Here is a 20,398-nt window from a genome sequence, read left to right on the forward strand (position 1 = left end):
AGCGATCTTGCCTTATTGATGGGGCAGGCCCGTGACCTTCCTGAAGAAAAAGGCGCGGGCCTGCATTTTCATTAATGATTGAATGAACGAGAATTAGAGGGACAGGCGGAAACCGACACTGATACCCCAAGGTTTGTTGTAGCAGGTGCCGCCGGCATATTCGTAGTCAAAATAAACTTGGCCAACGTCAAAGGGTTTCCAATAAATACCAAAGCCTGCTTCGAAGCGTTCGCCGTCAAGGTTCGGGCGCCAGCGGTTGGCGGAACCGATATTGACTTCGCCACCAGTGCTGCGCTCGCGAACGGCACCACCGCGGACGGCGACCTCAAACCAGTTGCCCGCGAGCTGCCAAGTGCGGCCAACGCGCACGGTGCCGCGGATGCGGTTAATGGTGGCATCGGAGCCATGCACACGCAGTTGGGAGGCTACATCGCTTCCCTCCGTGGTGTAGCTGCCACGGATGAAACGAACAATCGCCCCCTGAACCGCGGGTTCGACAAACCAGCCATTGGTGATGTCGATTCGACGGCCAATCTCGGCTGTGACACCGAATGCTCGATCATCGTAGTCGCCCCTAGTGGAGTTGTTGCTGCCGTCCCTAGCATCGAATTTATTATCATACTGGGCGAGGCTGAGAGTGCTATTGGCGAACCAACCGGAATCGTTCAACCATGCGGCATAGCCACCGAAGCCGAGGATATCGCTGTCGCCCGTGACCTTGCCGGCATTGGAGGAGGAAATGGCGCGAAAATCCTGATCTGCGCTACCATAACCAATATAGGCGCCAGCGGTGACACGGTCCGTGTCGAAGCGCCAAGTGTAATCGATGCCAATCTCGGCCCCCCACATGTCCACATCGGATTTGCGCATTTCCGTGCTGCCGCCGCCAAGGGTGGCGCTGGAGGCGTGGGCGCGAGCCCATAAATCAAGCCCCATGCCTTGCTCACGGGGAGCACGCAGCTCGCCGAGGCGCCGGCTAACATTGTCCTGCTGGTCGAACCAGAGGACGCTTTGCGCACCCGGCACACCCTTGATGGGGTCAAAGGAAACGGGATCAAGGCCAGTGTTGACGATGACAATGTTGTGCCCCTGCATTTCAACCGCGTAGTTGAAAACGCCGTAGTCAAAATTGCCCTCGAATGCGAGACCGTTGGGATCCGTGCCGCCAGCATTGTAATCAATGTCATTCACGCCACCGATGCTGAGCAAAGTAATCGTCGGCTCGTCGCCCGTGGGCATTGAGTCTCCGAGGCTGCTGCTTCCCGTGATGTTGAGGCGATACGTGCCGGTGGCGTCGCCGTTGATGACAATGCGATCCCCCTTGCCGGAAGCCAGATCGACGGCCATGTTGAATGTGCCGCTACCGGCGAGCGTGGACGCGGTAAGAGTGCGAAAACCTGTGTTACCTCGAATATCGATGACGCCGTTGTTGGTAAGATCGCCAATTGTATGTCTGACAGGCCCCGCAAAAAGGAGCGTGCCTGATTCCACAGTGGTCGCTCCAGTGTAGGCATTTTCAACGGAGAGGATGAGCGTGCCCTCACCTTTTTTAACGAGGGATTTGCCGTCCCAACCGCTGTCAAACACAAGGTTGCGATCAGTGAGTTGGAGGTCGGCCTCAAACGTATATCCCGCACCAACTGTGAAATCACCATGAGCCGACGCGACACCGCTCTTCCATGCAAGACCGTAGCCTATGTCATAGCGGGTGTCCACAGGGCCGCCCTCGTTGACCTTAAGACCGCCGCCGCGGATGAAGTCAGGAAGGCCGGGAGGAATCGTCAAACCGTCGATCACGACGGTCGTGAAGTCTCCGGAGATACCACCGTTGGCGCGAAAAACAGGAATGCCGGTAAGGGTGCTAGCCTTGGCATATCCATCCGCATCGTATTCAAAGTTGGGAATATTTTGAATGGCATCGCCGTGAACATGCAACGTGCCAGAAAGAGTGGCAGCACCGCCCGCAGTGAACAGAGGGGCGGACAAGTCGGGATACAGTGTATCGGCTCTCCGAGCGGAATCGAGTTCCGCACGGAGGGTGGAGTTGGCATTCTGTGAGTAGTTACCACCAATGGTAACATTGCTGGTGGATCTGATATCAAGGTAACCGATGCCTTTTGTGCCGTTTTGTAAATCGGTGCCAACCTGCAAATAACCGTCAACATTGACGACACCAACCGCTGGTGTGCTGCCGCTGGTAGCCAACCCCATGCGCAAAATGGTGCCCGCAATGACCGTGCCGGTGGTGGAAATGTCGAGACGCCCATAGGTGCGATTGCCAACCTGAATGTAAGTGCCAGCCTTGGCATAGCCGTCGACCATCATGGTGCCACCGTAAGAAGTGACGTAATTGTCAATGCCAATTTCGCCGGTTGTAATTGCATTGTTATGGGAGTCGCCCTGACCGATGGCGATGTAAGTGCCGGCTGTAACAGTGCCCGTCTGCCCGACAAACATGTCACTTTTCCCGTGATGGGCCAAAATTATATAAAGATTGGAATTCAAGACGCCGTCCACGCCAACTGATGCCGTGGACAGGGGGGTGCTATAGGTAATGCGCATTCCAGCCCCGGATTTAACATTGGTTGCAACCGTTCCTGTCTGGCCAATGTAGAGATCCCCTCTGGAACCGGCTTGGCCAAGATGGAAATTGTCATTGATTTCCAAGTATCCATTCACCATGGCCGTGCCGCTGTTGCTGGTGCCGTTATTTCCGAGATACATATAGCTGTTTATTTTGACCACACCTGTTTCCCCTATATTAAGAACAGAGGTGCCGTTTTCAGCAATGCGCATATAACCACCGGTATACCAGTAACCGTTCACTATGGCCGTGCTGAGTCCGCTACCCTCATCGGCGGGATTGCGCCCGAACCAGGAATTGGCGGTGTTGTCGAAATGAGCGCCTTCATTGAGGATGAAAGTGTTTTCACCGGTTGTCTTGTTGCCGATATACACAGTGTTCGCATTTATCACGGAACCGCTGATGATTGCCGTGCCGGAGGCGGCGAGGGAATTACCCATGACAAAACTTGCGTTTTTGAGCATGTTAAGAACACCCGTGTCTTTAATCTCCAAAAACCCAGTGCCTTCATTGCCTATAACATTGTTCCCAGTGGTGTTAACATTCCAGCGACCCGCTATGGTAACGGTGCCCGAGGCACTTGCGTTTTTTGCAATGTCAATAATACCGGAATCCACGATGCCTGTTGCACCGAGGTTGACGACGCCAACCGAGCCGGCGGTATAGCCGACGGGCACATAGTAGGAACCCGGCACGCTGGTGTTGTTATATCCACTGATAAAGTGTCCATCAATATTAACCTCGCCGTAGGAACCGTCGTAACGGGCGATATACAGTGTGCCGTTGCGAATAGCCATGGTGCCGCCCGCCTCAATATTAATAACACCGGTGCCGCCGGTGCCGCCGACGAATATGCCGCTTGACTCAAAATATCCGCCATCCTTGACGTTAATCTCGCCATACGCGCCGTCATTTTCACCGAGACGAAGAAAGTCGCCATTGGCGTTGCTACCGCTGGACATCCAGACGCCGCCGGATTCAACCGTGACAATTCCCGTGCCGCTGTTGCCAATCCATGTGGTGCCTGTGGGGAGTATCATGTCGGTGCCACTGGGCATCCAAACGCCACCATTGCCAATAGTGACGTAGGCAACCTCATCAATCCCGTGTCCAATGGATGCGGTGGTTGAAGTGCCCGAGACATTGATATAGACGGAGCCGGATCCAATGATGACGTTGTCCGCCTCGGTGGGAAGGGCTCCGCCCTGCCAATTATCGGTGGCATCCCAGTTGCCGCTGGAGCCTGACAACCAATAGACATCGTCAGCTCGAAGGCCGAACATCGTGGCCGCGACAAAAACCGCGCAGAGAAGCGGAAATTTGAGTTTTAGGTTTAAGAGTGCCGGACGTGTGGTGTTCATCGGAGGGGGGGCATCGAGCGTTTTCATAATAGTTTCTGAAAGTATCGTTTTTTACCAGAGGTGGCTGTATCCAAGGAAGACGGAATAAGGGCGGTCGTAGTCGTCGGCCTCGGTGTAGGCAACGTCGAGATTTATTCGTCCGGCGCGGCCAGCGCGCCATGAAACACCAAGGGAAACCTCGGCGCGATCCTCGGCGATTGTGTAAACGGGCGAGCCGGTCACGGATTTGAACTCGCCGCCGCTGGCGTCAATCGTCGCAGCCAGAACATGGCCGCGGAAACTCCAATTTTTGCCAAGCGTTTTGCCAAAAGCGAAGCGAAAAACATTTTGCGTGGCACGAACATCATCGATTTCAATGTCAATGATGTTATCCGCCCTAGTGGATTTGGTGGTGTAGGAAACACCCGGAAGGGAGGCAAACCCGATCTGGTATGCCGGCTCAAACCACCAGCCGGTTTCATCCTCGCCGAGATTGAATCGCCAGCCGAAATCGAAAACCGCCCCAAGAGCTTGGGTATGGTAGTTCGCGCTCAACTCATTTGTGGGACTGTTGGTGTTGAGGTTGTTTTCGTAAACATCGAAACGGGCAATGCCGGACACAAAGGCTCCGGAGCGGTGTTGATAATGGAAGTAAAGACCGCCGCCCGCGCTGGTTGTATGCCCGTCGCCGGTGTTGATAAAGTCGCGATCTATACGGGCGGAATCCGCAAAAATGCCGCTCGAAACCGTGCCTGTGTCAAAATCCCAGCGCACGTCGGCACCAACTGTGAGGCCGAAGACTCTCGAGGTGAAATCACGGGAGGTTCCCGCAAGATTTACACGGGTGTAATCGGTTCGTCCCTGAAACCAGATTGAGCCCGAGTCACCATTTGCGGGGGAATCGACGCCAGAAAGAACGCCCCTATTGTTTTCTCGGAGCTGGTTGAGTCGCTGATTGACTGGAGCCAATGCGGCATACCAGTCTTCAACAGCGAGGGCTTGAGTGTTAAAAACAGCGGCACCGCCCGAACCAAAGGAACCATTGTCAAGTCCTCCAATAAGATAGGCTCCATCAGAACGGTTTTCAAGTGTGTAGCCGGCAAGCCCATAGTCAACAGGGTGCGCAAGAATAAGAGCATCGGATGCAAACGTATTCGTCTCATCGTGAATGACGCGAATTTCGCTGGCACCAAGGGCCTGGCTATCAATGGATTCAATAATGAGGCGTCCGTTACCGCTGAGACCACTCACAAGAGTGAGGCTGTTGTTGGCCGCATTGGCGATGGAAATGCTCCCTAGCGAATCGGTTATGTTCAAAAGCCCCTCAAGGGTTGTTTTACCCGGAATTCGCCAAATACCCCCGAGTGTGAGACCGCGGTTAAGATAAATATCAGTATTTGCGAACGTGGAAAGCGCGAGCGTTGCACGTTCAAGCACAACAAGATCCCCCGTGAACTGGTCAACACTGGAGAGGACGATGGCGACGGAGGAGCTGCCGGAAAGTGTGACGCCACCATTGAGGGAAGTATCCTCCTCAAATCGGAAAACACCAGTGGCTTTACCGGTGGCTGTGATGCCGCCGGAAACAACGGAGTCGGCGCCAGTGAAGGTAAGGTCAACCACGGAGGATCCGGCGAGATCAAACCCGCCTACTATGGCTGAGTTGTGAATGGTGGCACGGCGGTTGTTAAGATCAAGACCGGGCCGATTCTGGAGAGTAGCGGTGCCATCAAGGGAAATACCACCGCTTATGGGCGAACTGATGAGGTCGAGGAACGTGGTGGTGGAACCGGAAAGTGAAATATTACCGGTAACGGGAGTGCGAACAAAATTGAACGTTGAGAGCCCCCGATCGGTGGCGATTATATCACCGGTAAAGGTGCTATCCGAGAGATCGAATCTTGCCTGGTGCGTCTTGCGGGCAACATTGCTGCCCGTGATATAAAAACCTCCAGTGAAAACAGAATTGGTTCCCTGAACAAAAAGATTAGCCCCGCTGGTTTCCTGACTGGAGGTGTTTTGCGCCCCGGCTAGCATCTCAATGCAACCATTGATGGTTGAATCGTAAACATAGAAATTTGCCCAAGTGGAATAGGGACTGTTATCGGCACCGGCGGTGGCCAAACGGACGGCACTAGTGCCCGTTAGTGTGGAGCTGATAAATATAAGATCCCATGTGCTCGAAATAAGAGTGGTAACTTCCTTGCCGACACCGCCACCGTCCTCGCCATAGTTGGTTGTATTCTTGATAAACATATCAAGGTCGATAGCCGAGGATTGCTGGGCTTCCATAACAACACCTGTAAAAATACCGGTGAACTTGGACTCGTCCTTAGCGTCATTAGCTCCAGCGAGGCGAATAATGGGCGATCCGGTGCCGGTCGTGGTAAGTGTGCCGCCGGTGACTTCAGCCCAGCCGAGGCGCCCGGTCTGCTGGAAAATCGGAGCAAAATCTCCATGGGCCGTGACATTGGTGTTTTCGAGAAAAACTTTGCTGGTGAACCCGTCGGCCATGGCTTCGTTGCCGCCGGCGCTTCCACCGGTGCCCTCGGACGTTTTCCAGCGAAAGACAGCCCCCTTGCCACCGCCGGTTGTGACTGTGGAGTCCTTAAGGGTTATGCTATTTCCGCCGTAACCGAAGGCAAATGTGCGTATGGCTACGTCGGGAGAGGTGTTGGTCACATCAATGGTGAGATTCTCGCCATAGAAGTGAGCCCCGCCTTGGGATTGCTGGTCATTGAGATTGAAAACCTGCGTGTTGGCATTGATGGCACTGATGGTGCTACTGATGATAGAATCATAAAGCTCGACCACTGTGTGACCATTGCCCTGATTGATGGCCTCAAGCGCCCGTCCGCTTGAAATAAGGGTGAGATCTTTGCCGTAGAGATATGCGGAGCTTCCCTTGCCCTCCTGATTTGCAACCATGTAGATGGTTTCGGAACCGTCGGCACCTGAGTTGGTATATGTTTTTGAAACTGTGCTACTGTAAAGATAGACCTCCGCCCCGCTGCGAATGGAGACGGCTTGACGCGAACTGTTGGTGGCGGTGATGGAGAGCACGTTAACATTGGTGCCGGTGAAGGTAACCGGATGGATGGTGGTGCCAGTGTAGCCCACAGCCCATAAGCCGGAGCCATCGGCCGCATCCATCGTGAAAGTGACATCACTAACGCTCCATGTGCCGGAACGCACCGCATAAGTGGTTCCCGTCTCGCCCAAGGTGCCTGTAGGGGCGGTGGAATAGAGTCCGGCGTGGGCGTTGTGGAATTGGAATGTAAAGGAACCGCTTTCGACAACAGCGCGATAGGGGGAAATCACCGGATAGGTCGCCTCTCCTCCAACAGTGGTATTGCCAGCACTGTCCACATAATAATACGTGCCGCTGTGGATGATTTCTTCAGTGACGGGATCGGTGCCGCTGAACGGCGCGACATAGATGTAACGATCGCTGGCGGCGTCGTAACCTTCGTAATAATAGGTGCCATTGACAGTAGGAAGAAGGGGCGTGCCAGAGAATGAGCCACCCGACTCCGTGGATTGGGAGAATAGCGGAGCGGGAATGACGAAAAGCGAAAGAATCGAGGCAAGCGCAATGAATTTAGATTTGAAAAAACCGGAGATTTGCCTCCTTCCCGATGAGCCGGAGTGGAGTGGAAGCGATTGGATGCCGTTTCCATTTTGAATAACGGCGTCGTCGTTAGCATGTGTGTTCATAAAAGGTAGTCTGGTTTGAAGTTTAACTTAAAACTTAAGGCGCACGGCGATTGCGCACTCAGTATTTGCCCCTTATGCTGAAATTCCAAATGGTGTCGGGGACGCTATACCAACTGACGCGTCCGGGGACGTTGGAATACCGAATGTAGGGCTCCTGTGTGAGATTGCGGATGGAGAAGACGAGCTCGAGATTCTTGTTGAGTCTCCAGCCACCGGAGAGGTCCACAATAAAGCGAGCCTTTTGATACTGATACTCCTGCACGTTCCATTTGCGGCCAGGATAGGGACGGGTGATGGACTTAAGGGCATCGTCTGTCCAAGAGCCGCGAAGCTGAACATTGAAGCGGCCATAGCGATATTTGATGCCGCCGTTGGCTGATTTGCTGGCGCGTCCGATCTTTTCCTCGTCGATTTCAGCGTTTTTAAGCTTGGCGGTGGTGAAGGAGCCGAAAATGCCGATACCCTTGAGCGGACCGGGGAGAAAAGTGAGCTGCTGGTCGTATCTGACAGTGATGCCATAAACAACACGCGTGCCGTCGGCATTGATCGTGGAACGGTAGCCGATATCGCGGATATTCTTGAAGACCTCCTCCGCCACCTCTGTTTCCTCATCAACAATTAGTCCGGAGTCATTCATCATTCCTTTCATGGCGTCCTCGAGGGAGTATCCGAGTTGAGCCTCCGCTTGTTCCGAAGTAATTTGCATATTGTTGATTTGCAGATCCTTGATATCAAGCCGATAGGCTGAAATTTCAAAAATGCCGGACGGTTTGAGATACCATTGGAAGCCGGCGTAGAATTTGGTGGTTTTCTCGGGTTTGAGCTTGGGGTTGGGTATCCACAAATTGGTGGGATAATAATCAGGATAGTTTACAGTGCCCGAAATATTACCGTAGTCCGGACGCAGGATGGCTTGGGAGAAGGAAAGCTGGAATCTCAGACTTTTGGTCAAATCGTATTTGAGACCGCCTGAAAGGAAGATATTATCATAGTCCTCCTTGCGCTTCTCGCGAGCGCCATAGTTATACTGAAACAGGACTCCTTCGGTGGTGTCGGTATTAAACATGCCTGTGGCGATTTCCTCCGGGGAGGCAAAGGTTTCGTAAGCCGTAATTTCCTCCTTGGAAAGCATCCGGGTAATGAGAACCTCTGTTTCGGTGCGCTCCGCGCGCAAACCAAAATTGATCTGAAATTTGCCCGCGCGCGTGGTGGCCTCGGCGTAAATGGCGTCAATGGTCTCGGTTAGGTCACGCCGACCCACGAGACGCTGGCGGATATGATCCACCTCGTTGAAGATAAACCATTCGGGATGCTCTTCGAAGGTGTCCCATAGGGCGTTTTGGTCGACCACAGCCCAGTTCTGCTGGTTGACGTTGCCGGACTTGCCGCCGAGATCCATGTTAAAAACATAATTGTCGGCATACGGAAAGACGGTGGCCATCTGCATGCCTTCGGGGCCGATGTAGTCATAGCGTTTTCTGCTGTAACGGCGCTTGTATTCGTTTTCGAGGATGCCGCCGCCGGCACGGAAGGTGACGGGATGTCCGAACACGCGCGCGGCATAGGTGACATCAAGATAGCCGGACAATTGGGTGTTCCTGACAAAATGGGGCTCGTCATACCAAGTGTCCCACAAATAGGTGGCGGCACGCCCCATGTTTTGGGGCTCGGTCCAGAGGGAGCCCGCCGTTTGAGTGAGGTTCCACTCCGGGGAATCGGTGGAAGGGCGCTCGGCAATCCAACCAACACCGCCGAGGCGGTTGCGGACGGCACGGAAACGCCCCTCATCACCGTCACTCAACTCGGTCTTGGATGAGGAATAGGCTGTGCGCAGCTGGATTTCGAGCGGGCCGCTCTTGTAAGTGAGCCGGGGTGAAGTCACATAGTTTGTATTCTTTGTTACGCGGAACGAGGGGGACTCTGTGAGGACAGACTCCAGCGCCTGGGTGCCGGCGGGGCCGGTGGGATTCACCACCCAGCGTGTGAGCGTGGAGGTGGGATCCAACCCCGGAGTGGGTGCGTTAACATTGACATCCATGTCATCATCACGGTTCGTGCCCAGCAGCTGGAAGTAGGTGTTGAAGTATTCGTTTTCGTTGTATGTGTATTGGTTGCGAATGGCAAATGTGAGCTCGGGTGTGATCTTAAAGTCGACCGAAAGATTGGCGGATTGGGAGGTTTTGATGCGAGGACCGTCAAGCCATTCGATTTGGCGAATTGTGGGGCCTTCCGCCGCTTCGAGATGGCCGTTGCGCACAACGAAGTTGGTTCCGGGATTCGGATTGCTATACGAACCATCCGCGACATTAATATGCGGCGCGGTGGGATAGGTATACTGGACAGTGTGCCGCTGGTCATTTCGATATTGCTGGTAGCGGGAGACACTGGCCTCTATGCCCAGACGACGTTTTAGGAAGGCTCCGCCGAAACCGAGACGCCCGCCGATGTAGGTGCGCCTGTGTTTTTTGTTGTCGGGAAGGTATGCACTGCCCCATTCGATGGTTTCGCCGGTGCCGTCGAGGCCAAGATCGAAGCTGATTTCGGGTTTCTTGCGGTTAAAGGCATAACGGGTTTTCATCTCGAATTTTCCCGCGGGAGTGTTGGCGGGCATGCGGGCGAGAAGTGTCTGGTTAAACTCAATGGACTCGATGGCCGTAATGGACATTTGCTGGAAGTGATTGGCGCGAGTGCTGCCCTCGGTTGCGGAGGCAAGTGAAATGCCGTCCATGGAGAAACCCGCATACTTGGGGTCAAGGCCGCCGACGCGGACGTAGGCGGTTTCACCCTCGTCATCAAGGTCGAGGGTAACACCGGGCATATATTTCATAAATTCACCGACAGAGCCTTGAGTGAGTTCTCCGAACTGATCGACGGCGATGACGGTTTTGGCATTATCGGCGGCTTTTTGCTCCATGAAGGCTTGAGCTTGTCCGGCACGTTCCGATGTGACTGTAAATTTTTCAAGAACAACAAGGTCGGCCTCTGAAATCGGTTTTGTTGTGCCAGCGGTGCCAAGGCCCGTGCCCAAACTGATGGGTTGCAACTCGAAATCGAGTATGTTGGGAACTCCTACACGCGCATCAATGGTGAGGGTGGAGGGGCGGGTATTGGCATAACTGGCAGTGAGGGACACCTTGCCAACAGGAACAACAATGCTGTAAAGACCGCCGTCCTCGGTGTAGACGATGGTGTTCGTCCCATCAATGCGAACTTCAGCACTCTTGATATAAAGGCCGGAATCAACATTAAAGACGCGACCCGTGATGGTCACTGTTTGCCCGGTGCTTTGCGCCATTGACGGGGAATGGAGAACAAGGAATGCAAAAAAAGCGGCAATGGCGAATAATGATGGGAGGCGGTGCGTTTTCATGGAGGGGAAGCGTGATGTTAAAAGAAATTGTGAATGGTGTCGTGCTTTCGATTCTAATGATTACCAAGTGTAACCAACCATTGCCGAGAAAGTAAGGCGGTTGCGACTGGATGCGGTCTCATAATCGCAGGCAAACCCGACGATTGAGTGCTGGCTCAGTGCCGCGCGGGCGGACAAACCGAAGGCCCATACGTCATCGTAATAGTCTCCTCGCTTGAGGGTGACAGGGGTTGTGGGAGAATCAAAATAATAGGTGACCAAGTTCGCACGCGGGGCGCGAATGTTGTGCTTGCGAGCGATGGTAAGGTCAACTGCAAGGTCACGCTTTAACACAATAAAACTCCTGCCAAAGTCCACACCGTAGGAAGCTTGGGCCAAGGTGTCGTCGAAATTATCGACAACGAGCGGAGAGGCTCCGCGTTCATAGTAGTTGCTGATCTTGACTCTGGAATAGCGAAGTCCAACATGGGGCTTGACCTTGATTTTTGACCACGACTCAAAGGTGCCTCCGAACTCGGCGAAACCGGAATAGTAGGAAGTGTCCCATTTGCCTCGAACAAAATTGTCACTTTCGTAGCGGAAGGAATCCGTGGAAACTTTTCCGGTGGCTGCAACAAGGGAGAGATAAAATTTACCAAAACGCTGCGCCGCGTGCAGGCCGAGGTATTTTTGCTTCGAGGAGAGCGTCGTGTCGTTGGTAGTGTCGAGATTGTTATCCGCAATACCTCCGTGTATGCCGACGAGGAGACGTCCAGGGAGTATGCCATCAAGTCCGAAGATTCCGCCATTGATACGGCCACTAACCCCCGGAGTAACAAGTGATTCTGTCTCAAAATCAATCTTGCTTGTAAGATAACGAGCCCATGCAGAATTGACCCACTTACGCCCCTTGGAAGGAACATGCAAAATGACAGGGTCAATCAATTCGGCCGCAAGACGCGAGGAAACAGTGTCGTGAATTGCATCCACCGCAGTCAGGGTCATTGCAATGTCCTTGAGCGGATTGGCACCTTGGTTAACGATGACGAATTCGCGACACCATCCAGTGGAACTATTGTCATTGGGCAGGCTCTCGCTTGGAGGCACGGGAACAGGAATATCGTTGATAATGAGTTCCATGCCAGCGGGGACAATATAACGAGCACTAGCATCAGCGTCAGGGGACCTGCTTATGGTGTCCGGGTCGATACCCTCCTGCCAGCGAAGGCGCATAACGCCGGAGGCGGTGAAGGCGATATTACAATTGCTGGTATCCGTGACAACAAGGGCGCCCGTGCTTAGAAAGGCATTGGGTTTGAGGACGAGCGTGGAGCCCCCGGCAAGGTCAATGCGATTGGCAAGAATGGCATAGTTCATGGGGATTCCAGTGGCACCTGATCCGCGGGCGGACAAACCTTCGCGTCCGATGACAAGTGTGGAACCTTCGGTCACGGTAACATAAACATTAGCGCCACCGAGCACGGTGGAATACGTGCCGCTAGCGATTGCTGAAAAGCGGGACTGCCCCGAAATGGTAAGAGTTGCGATGTCATTCATGGCGGGATGCCAGCTTCCATTTCCCGACATCATGTCAAAATTATCAAGGGTGCCATTGCGCCAGTTGAAGGTGAGATCGCTGCCTTGGGTGACCTCTATGTTTCCTCCGCCTATGAACGCCTGTCGCATGGTGCCGCTGACTCCGCGAAACTCCAAAATGCCACCGGTGTCGATCAAGGTTGCGCCGGTGCCAAATGCATGCTGGTGGGTAAGGACGACACGTCCCTCGTTGATTTGGTTGTAGTTTTTGGAGCTACCGTAAAACCAGTTGCGGGAGCCGGTAATGGTGAGCGTGCCGGTGCCGGTTTTAATAATGCTGCCCGCGCTGGCGCCATAGCTGTTAGTGTTGCCCACGATTCGTCCGGAGATGGTGGTGTCGCCTTGAATTTCGAATGTGGCATTGCGGCTGCTGATGTAAATGTCGCCTGTAATATCGATTCCCGCAGCAGTGTCTTCAATGAGGAGTCTAAAGTTGCCGCCGTTGGCACTGTTGAACATATTGCCGCCAATATCCAAGACTGCGGCGGGCAGATAGCTATTCCCCGAAGTGACGCCGGGCTGCTGCACCAAGGGAAGCAACCTATCACCAATGAAATGGCCATATTGCCCCTCAATACCGCCGGCAGTGGTAACATAATTGGAGACAATGCAATTGTCGCCGAGCGCACGATTATCAGCTATGGCCAAGGTTCCTTCAAAGAGATGAATGCCATTTTCAAAGTGGTTGGCCGCAGTGTTGGAGAGTGTGAGGATGCCCGGGCCCGTTTTGATAAGACGTCCGCCGGGGGAGGTCAATCCAGCGGCAAGACCGACGCCTGTGCCTGAAAGTTGCACCGAATCGGGGGCAACGGAGGACGCAATGGCGGTGATGGCTCCACCAGTAAAAACATAACTGCCCGGACCGGAGATGATCATATCAGAAACCGTAACGCCTTCCGTGGCAATTTCAATGTTGCGCGTGATAGAGGCTGTGGGAGGCGCCCCACCACCTTCGCCGGGATCATACCTCCAAGCGCTTCCCGACCACGTCCATCCTTGGTCGGCTCTGCTATCGAAGGCAACCACGTCACCGGTGATAAAAGTCGCCTCGGGAATGGCGTCGATTTCGACCCAAGTCTCTGTCCCGGCGGTGCCGCTGGCATAAGTGAGGTAGCTTCCGGTGGTCATCCAGGATGCGGTATTATTGTTGTCCCACACATCGCCATTGGTGCCCGTCCAAAAAATGCGGACATTGTCGGTGCGGCTTTGGGCGCAGACATCCACGGTGGCAACTCCGGTGACGAGAGCCAGAAGCCCAGTCAGCGCGGCGCGCATTACTTTGTGGGGAGTCAGTTTGTTCAGCGTGTTCGAGGGGAGTGTGGTGTGCATGACGGGATATTTGGAAGATGGGATGATAGTGCAGTGATGCTGGTGGATGTTATGGTTTTTTACGAAAAAGCGATGGGCGTGTTTCTCAATTAAACATGCCGGGACAGGGGGACGAAAAGGGGGCTGTGTAGGAGCAGTGAGGTTTCAAGACGCTGGTGCGAACGGTTACAGGGATAAATCCCAGTGGGCTGGTGTGTGAAAAAGCTGGTAAGGAAAATTCATGAGTCAATGTTTTTTAAAACGAATAATTATTCATCTCTTTAAACTCATTAACTTATCGTTGTTTTTTCGTAGAAAAAGGTGCTCGCGTGGGGCGCGTGGGTGTTGGTCAGAATGATTGTCATTGGTCGCCGCGTTTTCCAACACCAGCCTCAATGGCGCTGGAAACTTCGACGACACGGTAATAAAGGTCGATGGGGAAACGGGATGAAAAAAATGAATATATATTCAAAACAGGTGAGGGTTTCAAATCTGCGTATGGCAATTTGCTTATTTTGGGTTATTACGTTTTGCGGCGAATCCGCCTGATCAAAGACAGCGGAGTCGGTTTTATTGATCTTTTATTTTGATGCAAGCTTATCGTTAGGTGTATTGCGATGTTTCAGCGTGAGCGCGCTAAACACCATCGTGAGCGCGCAACAGATGACCATGACTATGAACACGCCATTCCAGCCCCAGTGGTCCGCGAGCCAGCCCACACCGGTTCCCGCGATCGCCGAGCCGAACACATAACCGAAAAATCCCGTGAATCCGGCGGCCGTTCCGGCGGCATTCTTGGGGACGAGTTCCAGGGCGTGAAGCCCGATCATCATAACGGGGCCGTAAACGAAAAAGCCGATCGATATCAGCGCGGCGTAGTCGATCCACAGCGGGCCGTTCGCGTTGAACCAGTAAACGAGCACGCCAAGCAGGGTCATCGCCATGAACAGGATCGTGGCCGGGGCGCGCCGGCTTTTGAAAACTTTGTCGGACATCCAGCCGCAAAGCAGCGTGCCGGGGATCGCCGCGTATTCATAGAGCGACCAGGCGATGCTCGATTCCTTGAAGGAAAAGCCTTTCGCGGTTTGCAGGTAGGTGGGGATCCAGTCAACCACGCCGTAGCGCACAAAATACACAAAGGCGTTGGCGATGGCGATTGCCCACAGATAGCGGTTGTTGAGGACGTTTTTGAAAAAGATTTCCTTGAAGCTGAGGATGCGTTCGTTGTCCGCGGAGTATTTTTCGGGATAGTCGTTTTTATGCTTCTCGATGGGCGGCAGTCCACAACTTTGGGGCGTGTCCCGCATCAGCACAAACGCGATGATTGCGATGACGCCCGCGATGATTGCGTTGAAATAAAACTTCGCCCCCCAGTCGCCAAAAAGCATGACGCCCCACAGCGCAAAGGTCGCTACCAAGCCGCCGCCGACATTGTGCGCGACATTCCAGCCGGCAACCACGGTGCCGCGCTCGCGCGAGCTGAACCAGTGCACCATCGTTTTTCCGCAGGGAGGCCAGCCCATGCCGTTCACCCAGCCGTTCAGGGTTTGCAAAAGGATGATCAATATCAGCGACGAATAAACGGCTTTCACAAAGCCGCACACCATCATGATCGCGCAGGAAAGAAGCAGGCCGAGCGGAAGAAAATAACGCGGATTGCTGCGATCCGACACCGAGCCCATCACAAACTTGGAAAGTCCGTAGGCGGCCGAAAGCCCCGTGATCGCCCAGCCGAGCTGCGCCTTTGTGTATTGGGGATAGTCCGCCAGGATGTCCGGAATCACCAGCGCCATGTTTTTCCGCACCAAGTAAAAGGCGGCGTAGCCGATAAAAATTCCAATAAACACTTGGATGCGCAGGCGCTTGTATTCGGCGTCAACGCGTTCGGACGGCAGGGGAGTCGCGGCGGGAGCGGGTTTGAGAAATGAGAACATGGATGCTTTGTTTATATTAAAAAAATCAGAAATTCTTTTAACCGCAGATGGTCACGGATGAACGCGGAGTAGATACAAGAATCAGGAGGTTTGGTATCTGCGTTGAATTGCGTTTATCCGCGTTTTTTCTGGCCTGTATTGAAGCGGTTTTCGAAAAACACTTTATATTAATTGTCGAATAATTCGTTCAGCGTGCGGGCGAGGCGGTAGCCGGCTTTTACAATTTGCATTTCCGCGAGCTCGTGCGCCTGGTTTATATAATCCTGACCGAGATCGGCGCCCGGCTTGGCCCAGTCGTAGATTTTAACGCAGTCCTTCGCGCTTTCGTGAAACCAATCGGCGGGCGTGCCCTTGCTCATGGCGATCCGCTCGGCGTTCGAATAACGGTCGAGCTGGTGGCGGTATTCCATGTAGCCCCAGGCGTGCGAGGCCTCGATCAGGCCGGAATCCCAGACGGCGTGATATGTCATTTCCCTGCCCTTCAGCTTCACCTTAAAATTCATTTTGATGTCGGGATACTTTATATGCACGGGGCAGTGCATGTCGCCGGCGAGGTGTATTACAAACTTCAGGTTCAGGTTGACCGTGGCGGCGTCGAGTTTTTTATAATTCTTCAGGGTGGCGATGGCTTTTTCGAGCTCGGCAACCGCGTCGCCGTCCGGCTTGCGTCCCTCGGGCGTGCTTTTCAAGTTCTTGTCAACCCCGCCGGTGTGCCAGGGGTGCGTGTATTTATATTCCGGTGTCCGCCTGTATTCATCCATCCATGTGGAATAATATACAATCGACCGGTTCCCCAGGTATTTCTCGATGGTGGCCTTCGCCTTCGGGGTGAGGTTGCACTCGGCGATGTAGGCGATGGCGTCGTGGCCCCTCTTGCCCCAGGCGAACATCGTTTGCGCGGAGCAGAGCGCCAGTATTACGAGAGGAAGTATTATTTTTTTCATTTTGGGTTTATATTAAAATAAGAAGCGATGGTTTATTGGAAAATATAACAGGAGGGGCTCACGCCTGCTCGTCGTAGCCGTCGGCCTTGGCGCCCCACATCAGCAAAAAGCCGCCCATGCCGATGAAGGCCATGATGATGATGGCGATGTAGGCGAAGTTCCAGCCGTAGTGCTGGGCGACGTAGCCGAAGCCCACGCCCGAGACGGCGGTGCTCGCGTAGGCGAATATGCCCGTGATTCCGTTGGCGCTGGCGGCTGCTTTTTTGGTGGCCTGGTTGGCAGCGGCGATGCCGACGAGCGCCTGGGGGCCGTAGATGAAAAAGCCCGTGGAGCAAAGGACGGCCAGCAGCATCCACATGGGGGCGGAAGGGGGGATTTGCCAGAGGGCGATGGCGCAAATCGCGGCGCCGAGCATGCAAAACACGCAGGTGCGGTGCGCGCGGCCCTTGAGCCAGCGGTCGGTCGCCCACCCCGCCACGAGCATTCCGACGATGCCGGCGATCTCAAACAGAGCCACCAGCCAGCCAGATTTCGCCACGCTCACGCCCTTCGATTGCTGGAGCAGCGTCGGCCCCCAATCGAGCACGGAAAAGCGGACGACATAGACAAAGAAGTTGGAGAAGCCGAGAATCCAGATCAGCGGGTTGAGAAACACCTTTTCACGCAGAAGCGCCAAGTGCTCCGCCGATTTGGTTTTCCCGCTCGTTTTTTTCAATTTTACCGTGGTGCCCTCAAGTTCCGGCAGGCCGACATCGGAGGGTGTGTCGCGCAAAAACGCAAACAGCCCGATCGAGCCGAGCAGGGCTATGCTTGCCGGTATCCAGAAACACCAGCGCCACGCGCCCGCGTGGTTTTCGCCGGTGCCCATGTGCGCCATGATGTAGCCGCAGAGGATGACCACCAAGCCCGCGCCGATGGAATGCGAGGTGTTCCAAACCGACATTTTTGTGGCGAGCTCCCTCGGCGGAACCCAGTGCGTGAGCAACCGCGCGCAGGGCGGAAACCCCGAGCCTTGCAGGAATCCGTTAACCACCCAAGTGATGCCCAGAAACAAAATCAGCGCGTTGGAAAAGCCCGGTCCCGAGGGTTCGCCGGATATCCACGCGGCGATGTCCACGCCGAAACCGAACGCGAAGTTCGCCAGCGCGCACAGGGCCAGCCCCGTCGCCATGTAAAAGCGGGCGTTGAGCACGTCGGCCAGCATGCCGTTTAGAAAACGCGACCCGCCGTAGACCAAGCCGTTGAGTGTGAGGAAGATGCCAAGGCTTGTTTTTGAAATACCCAAGTCCGCCTCCATGCCGGGCATGGCCATGCTGAAGTTTTTCCGCACAAAATAAAACAGTGCGTAGCCGACCATCGTCGCGATGATCGTGCGCCATTGCCAATACCGAAAGCGTTTCGCAGTTTCGGCGGAGGAGGGGTCTGCTATTTGCGCGGATGTGCTCATTTATGTAGGTATCCCAATAAAAGCGTGCGGGGTGCGTTTTTTAACAAAAAACACTGAAACCTCAGAGTTTGAGCTCTTTGCGAAGGTAGGCGGGGCGATTGGTGGTGATGCTCATCGTGCCGAGCTCAACCCAATGCCTGCCCAGGGTGGGGTCGTCAACCGTCCACACATGCAATTCGAGCCCGGCATCCTTGATCCGCTTCACATCGGCCTTGCTGAGGGGCCAGGTTGCCTGCAAGTCCAGTCCGGTAAAATTGGCGGTCTTGGCCTCCTTGATGACTTCGTCGATCGTGGGCTGCACGTAGCCGGGCTTGCGCTTGGCGGGATCGCGGTAGCCCTTGAGATACTGGGCGGGGATTTCAGGGAGCGCCTCATGGGCGGCCTTGAGGGCGTCGTAGTTGAAGCTGATGAAAGTGATGTTGTGCTTGCCGGCGCCGGCCTTGGCGAGGCAGCGGACGAGCTCGGGAACGATTTCGGGGCCGACCTTGATTTCGATGAACATGCGCTTGCCGCTGGGGATCAGCGCGAGCTGCTCGTCGAGCGTGGGGATTTTTTCACCGGCGTATTTCGAGGATTTCCATGAGCCGGCGTCGAGCGCGCGCAATTCGGCGAGCGTGGATTTCGAGGGCGTGAGCTTCTTCCCCGTGGTGCGATTGGTGGTTTTGTCGTGCAGGGCGATGATTTTGCCGTCCTTGGTGAGATAAATGTCGGTCTCAACGGCGTCGGCACCCTGTTCCCACGCGAGTTTTTGGGCGGCGATGGTGTTTTCGGGCGCGTCATAGGACGCGCCGCGGTGGGCAACGATGCCGACGGGGGCGCCGGGCGCGGATGCGGCGGACTGCGTGTTATCCTTGCTGGCGCAACCGGAAAGGAAAGGGAACGTCACAAGCGCGGCGACGACTAGAGCGGATGCTGTGCGGGTTTTCATTTTCTTGGGTGTTGGAATATTGGGCGTTTTATCAAATAAGTAGGCAAATTTACTGGGGATTTAAATAACGCGGGCAACGTTCAAAAGAGAAGGGAAAAAAAAGACTTGTCGATTGGAAAGTTTATATGAATAAATATTTAATCTTTTATTTTCACCACTTTATTTGTTACCTCGATATCCCATGCCTAGAAAAGCCGACTATTCCGATGACGAACTCCGCCTGGTAGCCACACTCTACTACGTGGACGGCTTGGGGCAGGCCGAAATCACAAACCTTGTCCGCGTTTCGCAGACCAAAATCTCGCGCATGCTGGCCGTGGCCTTGGAGCGCGGAATCGTCCGCATCTCGGTCGACCAATACAATGCGCGTAACCCCAAGCTGGAACACGAGTTATGCGCCCGGTTTGGCCTGACGGAAGTCGCCGTCGTGAAAACCGCGCCGAACGCGAATCCCGAGACCGCGCGCCAGACAGTCGGCCACTTCGGGGCGCCGTTTGTATCCGAACAGCTCCCAAACTCCGGCACGCTCGCGATGGGCGGCGGGCGCAGCGTCTCCGAATTGGTGCACCGCTTCCGGCGCAACGACGCCCGGCGCCTCACAATCGTGCAGGCAATGGGCAGTATCGATTCCAACGTCTCCTCCGTTGACTCGCTCGAACTCGGACGCTCCCTTGTGAAGCTCTGGGGCGGCGAATTCCTGACACTGAGCACGCCCGCCTTCGTGGAGGACAAGAAAACGCGCGATTTTTTCCTAGCCTCCGAGCAAATCCGATCCGTGAGCGAACGCCTGAAAAAAGCGGACGCCGCGATCGTGGGTGTTGGGCCGCTCGATCTTTCGGTTTATGTTGAACGCAACGTGTTGGATGAAAACGATTTCATTCAACTCAGAAAAATCGGCGCAGTCGGGGAAATCTGCGGACGTTTCTTCGACAAAAACGGCCGCGAATGCGCCTCTTACTGGCGCGACCGGGTGATCAGCATCGACTTGGACGACTTGCGCAAAATCCCGCAAGTAATCGGGATCTCATCGGGAGCCGTGCGCGCCCCCGCCATCGCCGGTGCGCTAAAAGGAGGCATGCTTAAAACCCTCCTGACTGACGAAAGTGCCGCCGAAGCATTGCTTGCAATGTAAAAACGCTTGTCAATCAACGATATAAAAACGATCAGCCCGCATGACAAAGAATGTGAGTGCTCCGCCTTTCGCCTGCGCACAGCCGCGATTACTCCCGTCTTGCCGCATCGCATGCGCGC

At 54.5% G+C, this 20,398-nt stretch carries 9 protein-coding genes; 1 reads left to right on the forward strand and 8 read right to left on the reverse strand.

Annotated elements, in window-relative coordinates; all coding sequences use genetic code 11:
- Window positions 1-93 precede the first annotated feature (93 nt).
- From M2447_RS01100 to M2447_RS01135, 8 genes are all read right to left on the reverse strand, one after another.
- Entirely contained in the window at window positions 94-3,972 is a 3,879-nt protein-coding gene (locus M2447_RS01100; RefSeq protein WP_277557009.1) for an autotransporter outer membrane beta-barrel domain-containing protein, read from the reverse strand.
- A gap of 24 nt (window positions 3,973-3,996) precedes the next feature.
- Window positions 3,997-7,641 carry an autotransporter outer membrane beta-barrel domain-containing protein gene (locus tag M2447_RS01105; protein ID WP_277557010.1) on the reverse strand — a complete coding sequence of 1,215 codons (3,645 nt, stop codon included), beginning with the start codon at window positions 7,639-7,641 and terminating at the stop codon, window positions 3,997-3,999.
- A 58-nt stretch (window positions 7,642-7,699) separates the two neighbouring features.
- Entirely contained in the window at window positions 7,700-10,936 is a 3,237-nt protein-coding gene (locus tag M2447_RS01110) for a TonB-dependent receptor (protein WP_277557011.1), read from the reverse strand.
- 135 nt (window positions 10,937-11,071) lie between these two features.
- Window positions 11,072-13,915: an autotransporter domain-containing protein gene (locus M2447_RS01115; RefSeq protein WP_277557013.1), complete on the reverse strand. Its 2,844-nt coding sequence runs from the start codon at window positions 13,913-13,915 to the stop codon at window positions 11,072-11,074.
- 560 nt (window positions 13,916-14,475) lie between these two features.
- Window positions 14,476-15,828: a phosphoglycerate transporter protein PgtP gene (gene pgtP, locus M2447_RS01120; protein WP_277508377.1), complete on the reverse strand. Its 1,353-nt coding sequence runs from the start codon at window positions 15,826-15,828 to the stop codon at window positions 14,476-14,478.
- A gap of 167 nt (window positions 15,829-15,995) precedes the next feature.
- Entirely contained in the window at window positions 15,996-16,772 is a 777-nt protein-coding gene (locus M2447_RS01125) for a S1/P1 nuclease (RefSeq protein ID WP_277508378.1), read from the reverse strand.
- Window positions 16,773-16,830: 58 nt separating this feature from the next.
- A complete protein-coding gene (locus tag M2447_RS01130) occupies window positions 16,831-18,219 on the reverse strand; it encodes an MFS transporter (RefSeq protein WP_277557014.1) in 1,389 nt (462 codons plus the stop codon).
- Between the two features lie 61 nt (window positions 18,220-18,280).
- On the reverse strand, window positions 18,281-19,147 hold the full coding sequence (locus M2447_RS01135) for a glycerophosphodiester phosphodiesterase (RefSeq protein WP_277557015.1): 867 nt from the start codon (window positions 19,145-19,147) through the stop codon (window positions 18,281-18,283).
- Between the two features lie 181 nt (window positions 19,148-19,328).
- Between M2447_RS01135 and M2447_RS01140 the strand changes: the two genes are divergently transcribed.
- Entirely contained in the window at window positions 19,329-20,279 is a 951-nt protein-coding gene (locus M2447_RS01140; protein ID WP_108825180.1) for a sugar-binding domain-containing protein, read from the forward strand.
- Window positions 20,280-20,398 lie beyond the last annotated feature (119 nt).

The organism is Ereboglobus sp. PH5-10 (genome assembly GCF_029504735.1).
GTDB lineage: Bacteria > Verrucomicrobiota > Verrucomicrobiia > Opitutales > Opitutaceae > Ereboglobus.

Coding starts and splice junctions, on each gene's coding strand:
- M2447_RS01100 (WP_277557009.1), bottom strand. CDS start 3,972: ATGAAAACGCTCGATGCCCCCCCTCCGATGAACACCACACGTCCGGCA.
- M2447_RS01105 (WP_277557010.1), bottom strand. CDS start 7,641: ATGAACACACATGCTAACGACGACGCCGTTATTCAAAATGGAAACGGC.
- M2447_RS01110 (WP_277557011.1), bottom strand. CDS start 10,936: ATGGCGCAAAGCACCGGGCAAACAGTGACCATCACGGGTCGCGTCTTT.
- M2447_RS01115 (WP_277557013.1), bottom strand. CDS start 13,915: ATGCACACCACACTCCCCTCGAACACGCTGAACAAACTGACTCCCCAC.
- pgtP (WP_277508377.1), bottom strand. CDS start 15,828: ATGTTCTCATTTCTCAAACCCGCTCCCGCCGCGACTCCCCTGCCGTCC.
- M2447_RS01125 (WP_277508378.1), bottom strand. CDS start 16,772: ATGAAAAAAATAATACTTCCTCTCGTAATACTGGCGCTCTGCTCCGCG.
- M2447_RS01130 (WP_277557014.1), bottom strand. CDS start 18,219: ATGAGCACATCCGCGCAAATAGCAGACCCCTCCTCCGCCGAAACTGCG.
- M2447_RS01135 (WP_277557015.1), bottom strand. CDS start 19,147: ATGAAAACCCGCACAGCATCCGCTCTAGTCGTCGCCGCGCTTGTGACG.
- M2447_RS01140 (WP_108825180.1), top strand. CDS start 19,329: ATGCCTAGAAAAGCCGACTATTCCGATGACGAACTCCGCCTGGTAGCC.